Below are 7,422 nucleotides of genomic sequence, written 5' to 3' on the forward strand. Positions count from 1 at the left end.
TCGATAGTATGCCTGTGACTAAATCTTCGGATTCGCAATTCATCATCACGGACGATCCTTTTTTTGAAGGCAAAATTGCCGACTACTCCAAAAAGATCAAAGCTAAGGTATTGACTTTAGCAAAGTTAGACCAAATAGAATCGGATTCCCACGGCCGAATCGCCAAAGTATTGTTTTATATCTCTCGGTATGAATTGGAATCCAAACACAAAGAAATCCACCAATTCTTAAAAGACCATCCCACCATCATGTCGAATTTCATTGTTCGAGCGCCCATCGATTATACCGGGTACATTGCATTAGACATTGAAGAAGATTTATTTTTTACAAATGTTCCAGATGAAGCACCTTTAGTTTTTTTGGTTAAGGCCCTCGCCAATGCGTTTACTAGCCTGCAAATGATTGTAGATAAATTTGAACTCCAAAAACGGATTAATGTTTCTACAAATGAAATTTCTAAACTCACTAAGATTGGAATCAGTCTTGCCAATGAAAAAGATTTTACGAAACTACTTCGTGATATTTTAAATTCAGCAAGAGAAATTTCCAATTCTGATTCCGGATCTTTGTATTTGGTGGAAAAAGATGAAAGGGGAAATCCAAGGAACCTTAGGTTTAAAATTTCAGCCCTTGATTTGAATTCTGATGAATTTATTTTACCAATCAACAAAAAGAGTATCGCAGGTTACGTAGCATTTACTGGAAAACAACTGAATATCCCGAATGTGTACGAATTGTCCGGGAAAGAGGAATATAAGTTCAATAGTGATTTTGATAAAATGAGTAATTATTATTCAAAATCTATGTTAGTCGTTCCAATGAAGGATCACCATGATGAAGTTGTCGGTGTAATCCAACTGATCAATCGGAAGAAAAATTTTCAAACTAAACTCACTTTAGAAGAAATGAAATCCAATTCTATTCTAGAATATGATAAGTATTCTGAAGAATTGGTGATGGCTGTTGCAGGTCAAGCGGCAGTGGCCATCCAAAATAACAATCTAGTACATGACATTGAAACTTTGTTTGAAGGATTTGTAACTGCGAGTGTTTCTGCTATCGAGTCTAGGGATCCAACGACTTCTGGTCATTCGTTTCGAGTAGCACAGTATACAGTTGGATTGGCTGAGTCTGTAAATGCCATCCAAACGGGAAGATTTAAAGATATTCACTTCAATGAATCACAAGTAAAAGAAATCCGGTATGCTTCTCTTCTACATGATTTTGGAAAGGTTGGAGTTCGGGAAAAGGTTCTTGTCAAAGCCAAAAAACTAGAAGATTACGAATTGGATTTAATTCGATGGCGTTTTCAATTTATTTTAAAAGATGTCGAAGCTAAACTTTCGCAAAAGAAAATCGAATATCTAAAAAAACACGGTAACAGTGGTTATGCAGAATTTGAGAAGTCAATCCAACTTGAGTATACCTTAGAAAAAGAAAAATTAGAAGAAATGGTTCGAGTGATTTCTGAGTCCAATGAGCCGTCTATTTTAGAGGAAGGGAATTCCAACTTTTTAGAAGAGATTTCCAAAATGAGTTATCATACCACCGATGGAAACCAGCTGAATTTATTAATGCCCAAGGAATTTGGTTTTTTATCCATTCGTCGAGGTTCCTTAGATTTTGAGGAAAGACGGGAAATTGAATCGCATGTTGAACATACATTTCAGTTTCTTTCGAAAATTCCTTGGACAAGAGAACTTAAAATGGTTCCGGCCATTGCCCACGGACATCACGAAAAATTAAATGGTTCCGGTTACCCGCGGGGTCTTTCTGCTGTCGAAATTCCCGTCCAAGCGAAAATGATGGCCATTGCTGATATATTTGATGCACTTACTGATCAGGATCGCCCTTACAAAAAAGCTGTTCCTTTAGAACGTGCCTTTGATATTCTTAAGATGGAAGTTCGTGACCAACATATAGACGGAGATTTACTGGATATCTTTATTGGTAGCAAGGCATACGAAAAAATTTCCCATAAACGATAAAATAAACGCGAAAAAAAGTTCGTATTTTGATCTCTTTTGATCCCCTGTTGGTCTAATCCGTGGGGGCAGAAATGAATTTTAATTTGTCAGGTAGAACCGTAATCATCACGGGCATTACGGATTCGTCATCACTCGCATTAGTGATTGCAAAGGAATGTAAACAGTTAGGTGCCAATCTGATTTGCACTGGTCTCGGAAAAACCGAATTTCATCAAAATCTTTCGGAAGCCGGTCTTTCCTTTTTAGAACGTACTTACTCCGATTTTCAGAAGACAGTGAAAGAAGAGTTAGGTGAAGATGTGCTCACTTATCCATTGGATGTTACGATTCAAGCAAATATCGATTCTTTTGCTGATTTTTTAAAAGATAAAGGTATAAAGGTCCATTCCTTTTTACATTCCATTGCGATGGATAAAACCATTCGTCAAGGAAAAGTAAAACCCATCATGACTGTGTCCCGAGAGGAATTTATGGATGCTATGAATGTATCTGCATTTTCACTTCTTGCCCTAACTCAGAGTTTTTACCAACGTAATTTATTCGTGGAAGGTGGTTCCATCGTTGCTCTAAGTTACTTAGGTGCAGAGAAGGTTGTATCTCACCCATACAAAAACATTGGGGTTGCAAAATCTGCGTTAGAGCGTTTGGTAAAAGAAATGGCTATGGAATTAGGTAAGGAAAAACAAATCCAAGTGAATGCAATTCGATTTTCTCCTTACAAGGCAAGTAAGGCTGGTTCAGCGATTGAAGGGCTCGAACAAGCGGAGAACAGTTGCGAAGAACTGTCTCCACTCGGGAATGCAAAGGCAAAGGACTTAGCCGAAGAAGTTGCGTATTTGTTCAGACCAGGAAACCGTATTACAGGTGAAATACGGCATGTGGACGGTGGTTACCATATTCGAGGGTAAACTCAAACAAAGAATTGGTGAATCAAACTTTCAAAATGGTTTCCCCTATCTTCAAAGTTTTTATAGAGATCAAAGCTTGCTCCCGCCGGTGAAAATATCACCGACAGTGAGTTTGGCCCTTTTTTTTTCTTAGTGATTACTGGAGAATCAACTGTATTTGTATGAAAAATAGTATTATCGATTTTATTTTTTAAATCCTTAAGAAGTGAGGGAAGGTCGGGAAAATAAAAAACAGGAAGGCCTGTCTTATCAAACTCTGATTTCCAAACTTCCACGGCCTTTCCGTAAACCCAAACAGGACATTCTAATTCTTTCCATCGTTCTAAAAATGGTTCAATGGGTTCTGTTTTGGGAATCCCACCTAAAATTAAAAACAATTCATTTCCATTTTTAAATCCAGATATTCCAGAAAGCATGGAATGAAGATTTGTTGATTTGGAATCATTGATGAATTGGATTTCTTTATAGGGATTAGGGAATTTAGAACTATCGATTTTTCTGAATCGGTGCGGAAGTCCCGTAAAGGATTCAAAACTGTTTTGAATTTCGTTTGAATTCATTCCCATTGATTCACTCAGTGCGATTGCAAAACATAGATTCATCAGATTGTGTTTTCCCTTCAGTGGAAATTTGGAAACATCATAGCTGTGATTTGGAGTATGTACAAAATTTGGCTCTAAACTGACAAAATACTTTTGGTTTTCGCCTATTAAATGTAAGTTCTCCTTTTGTTTATTTTCCGATGTGAAAAACTGAAAAAAGTTTGGGTTCACAAATAACTTATGGTTCGGGTTTTCCAAATCTTGGATTTTCCATTTAGCTTTTGCGTAGGACTCCATTGTTTTATGTCGTTCCAAATGATCCGATGCTAAATTCAAAATAGCAGATGACGTTAAACGTAGATTAGGTGAATCGTCTAGTTGGTAACTAGAGAGTTCTAATACGACTAAATCAAGTGGTTCTAAACAGAAGGAAGTAAGTGGAACTCCAATATTTCCCCCCATTTTTGCATTTGGGAATTTGGATTTTAAGATATGATAAGTAAGCGCCGTAGTTGTCGATTTTCCATCGGTGCCAGTGATTCCAATGATTGGACCTTTGTAAAAAATTCTTCCTAAACAGATTTCACTTAAAATGGGGATTTGTCTTTTGGTCGCTTCGATAAGGATAGGATGGTTGGGAAGTATTCCTGGACTTTTGATAATACAATCAATTCCATCTAAGATTATTTGTGGGTGGTTGTCCGACAAAACTTCTGTATATAAATTGGAGTTGGCTTTCTCTGGAAACTTGTCTGCCAATAGACAGATTTTCCCTTGGGAAGTTAGTAACTTGGCCGAGGAGTCCCCAGAGGATCCGCCACCTAAAATAAGGAACTTATGGAATTTATCTAGGTCAGAGGTCGATGGAATGGATTGAGAAAACATTGATTGACACTCCGCTAAAATAGGACGATTTTGTAAAATCATATCAGGTTGGGTAAATCGGTGCTGAAACACGAAGTGAAAGACGGAAAACTAGTCGTTTATCTGGAAGGTCGATTGGACGTTTCTGTGGCAAATGAAGTGGAAGAGGGCCTAATGGAGCTCATCGATAACGCAGGACACAGAAAAGTCCTTCTGAATATGAAAGATGTTGAGTATATGTCCTCCTCAGGATTTAGAGCCTGTATTTCCACTCTTCGAAAACTCAATTCGAAAGAGGGAGCCTTAAAAATTTCTAACATCAAACCAGCGGTAAAACGTATCTTTGATGTCATTGAACTCACTTCTCTTTTTGATATTTACGATTCTGAAGACGCAGCTTTAAAAGCGTTTTAAGCGGGGTTCTTGAATCCCGTTTTACATAAAATTATCGAGACCAAATACGAAGAGGTGCGCCTAGGAAAAGGGAAATCTCTTCCATCTCGAAAGATTCCCGTTCGACCTTGGGATTCCCATCTCAAAACGAATTCCATATCTGTCATTGCAGAATGCAAAAAAGGAAGCCCCAGTTCTGGAATCCTTCGTCCTGATTACGATCCAGTCCAAATTGCCTCCATTTATGAATCCGCAGGTGCAGGAGCAATTTCTGTTCTCACGGATTCTCTGTATTTTTTTGGATCTTTATCTGATTTGGCTTCGGTCTCGGAGTCTGTTTCGATTCCAGTGATTCGGAAGGATTTTATCATAGACCCTCTGCAAATTGATGAGGCATATGCGTACGGTGCTTCGGCCATTTTACTCATCGTAAGGATCCTTACACCAAAAGAGTTAACATCTTTACATAGTTTTGCGAAAAGTTTAGGACTTTCTGTTCTCGTTGAAACACACAACAAACAAGAGGTAAAAATTGCTTTGGATTCTGGTGCCACAACCATCGGTATCAATACCCGCGATTTAGACACCTTTGAGATTCATAAAAACTTAATCGAAGAAATCGCTCCTGAACTGGATGATTCTATCATTCGAGTTGCAGAATCGGGAATTGAAAGTTTTTCCGACTGGCAAAAATACAAAGGAATCATCGATTCTATGTTAGTTGGAACATATTTTATGAAAAGTAATGACATCGCAAAAGACTTTCGTTCCCTTTTGTCCGGAAACTAATCTAAGGTTTTTTATTACATTCTTCATTTGTCTGGTTTGGAATCGTTAACCCAATTTAGGGTAACCCGTATAGGCCTGTGAGTTCCGTAGATAATTTCGCTTTTCTCCTATTGTCCTTCCGTTAATCTATCCTTCATGAACTGGAAGCAATTCCTAAAGGGATTCACTTTGTTTCTATTGTATATAGGAACAGCTAAATTAGGAATGGAGTTCTTTTCCTTCCAACCTGTGAACCTTGCGGTTCTCTGGATCCCCTCAGGAATTGGGCTCATTGGGTGTTTGTCTTTTGGATTTCGTTTTCTTCCCATTGTTTGGATTGCAAGTTTTTTAGCCAATAAAGATGGGCTGATTCAAAGCCAACATGGTTTGGACCAATTTAATTTGTATCTGAGTATCGGTCTAACTGCCGGGATTGATACCCTGCAATCTACTTTAGCTTATACTTTTTGGATTCAAAAAATTCGTAAAAATTTGAACTCTGCAAAAGATAATTTCTATTTTATTACCTATGTTTGTTTTCTTTCTAGTTTGATTTCCATTTTATGTCTTGGCGGAATTCTATATTACTTTGGATATTTTTATCAATTAAATTTTCCCGATATAACCCGGACACTCATCGTCATTACGTTTGGAGATACGATTGGAATTTTCATTTCAGTTCCCTTATTTATGGCATGGAGGAAATTTAGATTTGAAGATTTGTCTATCAAACTAATCATCTGGGCCACTACTTTTATTTTTGTCCAAGTCATTATCGTTTATCATTTCCCTTATCTTTTCTTTTTGTCCTTTTTGATTTTGATTTATTTAGGTTATCGGTTTCAAATCCGCGGGGCAACTTTAGGCGTTTTTTTATTATACTTATCAAGCATTCTAATGACTAGGCTTGGCGTTGGTCCGTTTGTTTATTCAGGAGAATTTGATTCTTATATCTATTTAATATCTTTTCTAATTCCATTTTCTATTTTGGCTGAGTTCATTACGTTACAGTACCAAAGGCTTATTGCTTATCGATTTGAGTTGGAAAAGAAAGTTTTTGATCGAACTAAATTACTAAGAAAACAGGTTTTCGAAAAGAACAAAGCAATTGAAGCATTACATACCTCTGAAAAATTACTGAGCGAATCCAATCGAACTAAGGATATATTTTTTTCCATAATTGCTCATGATTTAAGAAATCCTTTAGGAGCTTTCAAACAACTTACGGAACTTCTGTATTCGGACTTTGATTTGTACTCGGATTCTGAAAAAAAAGAAACTATTTACGACATTCAGAATTCGGCATCGATGTTATACGGGCTATTGGAGCAACTTTTAGATTGGGCAAGGACTCAGACCGGAACAATGCCTTTTCGGCCAAAACAAATTAACCTTATCAGTATTGTTTCCAAAATAACAGAACAAGTCGAAGCAACGATTAAGAAAAAGAATATCCGTTTGGTAATGGATATTCCTTCTGAACTAGCATATGTTTATGCCGATTCTGAAATGATCCAAGCTGTTCTCAGAAATCTAATTACAAATTCGATTAAGTTTACGAACGATCACGGAGAAATCAAAATTGCGGTAAGCCAAGATGAGGATGGAATCAGAGTGGACTGCCAAGATAACGGAATTGGTATGGATCGTTTTGATTTAGAAAAATTATTCCGTGTGGATGCGCAACTAACAAGGATCGGGCTCGAAGGTGAAAAAGGAACCGGTCTTGGACTGATTCTTTGCAGTGAATTTATAAAGTTACATGGTGGAGAGATTTGGGCCATTAGTGAGAAAGGAAAGGGAACAACGGTGAGTTTTCGGTTACCCGAAAAAACCTAACAAAAATTTCTTTAGTTACGTTTTGATTTATGGATCCAAGATTTTTTGGATTCAAATTGTTTTTGAAGCATAGTATCTGTAATCAATTTCGGTTAACGGATGTAATTCGGTTACATTTTG

Annotated in this window: 6 protein-coding genes; 5 read left to right on the forward strand and 1 reads right to left on the reverse strand. The window is 37.2% G+C overall.

Going from position 1 to position 7,422, the window contains the following annotated elements; genetic code table 11:
• Window positions 1–8: 8 nt before the first annotated feature.
• Together ND811_RS17825 and ND811_RS17830 are read left to right on the forward strand one after the other, a co-directional pair.
• Window positions 9–1,988, forward strand: a complete 1,980-nt coding sequence (locus ND811_RS17825; protein WP_265353335.1) for an HD family phosphohydrolase — start codon at window positions 9–11, stop codon at window positions 1,986–1,988.
• A gap of 71 nt (window positions 1,989–2,059) precedes the next feature.
• Window positions 2,060–2,896 carry an enoyl-ACP reductase FabI gene (locus ND811_RS17830; protein ID WP_265353336.1) on the forward strand — a complete coding sequence of 279 codons (837 nt, stop codon included), beginning with the start codon at window positions 2,060–2,062 and terminating at the stop codon, window positions 2,894–2,896.
• 2 nt (window positions 2,897–2,898) lie between these two features.
• On the opposite strand, the gene murD is transcribed toward ND811_RS17830, so the two are convergent.
• Window positions 2,899–4,323, reverse strand: a complete 1,425-nt coding sequence (gene murD / locus ND811_RS17835) for a UDP-N-acetylmuramoyl-L-alanine--D-glutamate ligase (RefSeq protein WP_265353337.1) — start codon at window positions 4,321–4,323, stop codon at window positions 2,899–2,901.
• 60 nt (window positions 4,324–4,383) lie between these two features.
• On the opposite strand from murD, the gene ND811_RS17840 reads away from it, so the two are divergent.
• The 3 genes from ND811_RS17840 (at window position 4,384) to ND811_RS17850 (ending at window position 7,302) form a co-directional block, all read left to right on the forward strand.
• Window positions 4,384–4,716 (forward strand): STAS domain-containing protein, encoded by a 333-nt coding sequence (locus ND811_RS17840; RefSeq protein ID WP_002979701.1) that lies wholly within the window; start codon window positions 4,384–4,386, stop codon window positions 4,714–4,716.
• A 9-nt stretch (window positions 4,717–4,725) separates the two neighbouring features.
• The gene (locus tag ND811_RS17845) at window positions 4,726–5,484 is read left to right on the forward strand and encodes a beta/alpha barrel domain-containing protein (RefSeq protein WP_265353338.1); all 759 of its coding nucleotides are present in this window, start codon (window positions 4,726–4,728) and stop codon (window positions 5,482–5,484) included.
• A gap of 135 nt (window positions 5,485–5,619) precedes the next feature.
• Entirely contained in the window at window positions 5,620–7,302 is a 1,683-nt protein-coding gene (locus ND811_RS17850; protein WP_265353339.1) for a sensor histidine kinase, read from the forward strand.
• Window positions 7,303–7,422 lie beyond the last annotated feature (120 nt).

The sequence above is a fragment of the Leptospira soteropolitanensis genome (assembly GCF_026151655.1).
Classification (GTDB): domain Bacteria; phylum Spirochaetota; class Leptospiria; order Leptospirales; family Leptospiraceae; genus Leptospira_A; species Leptospira_A soteropolitanensis.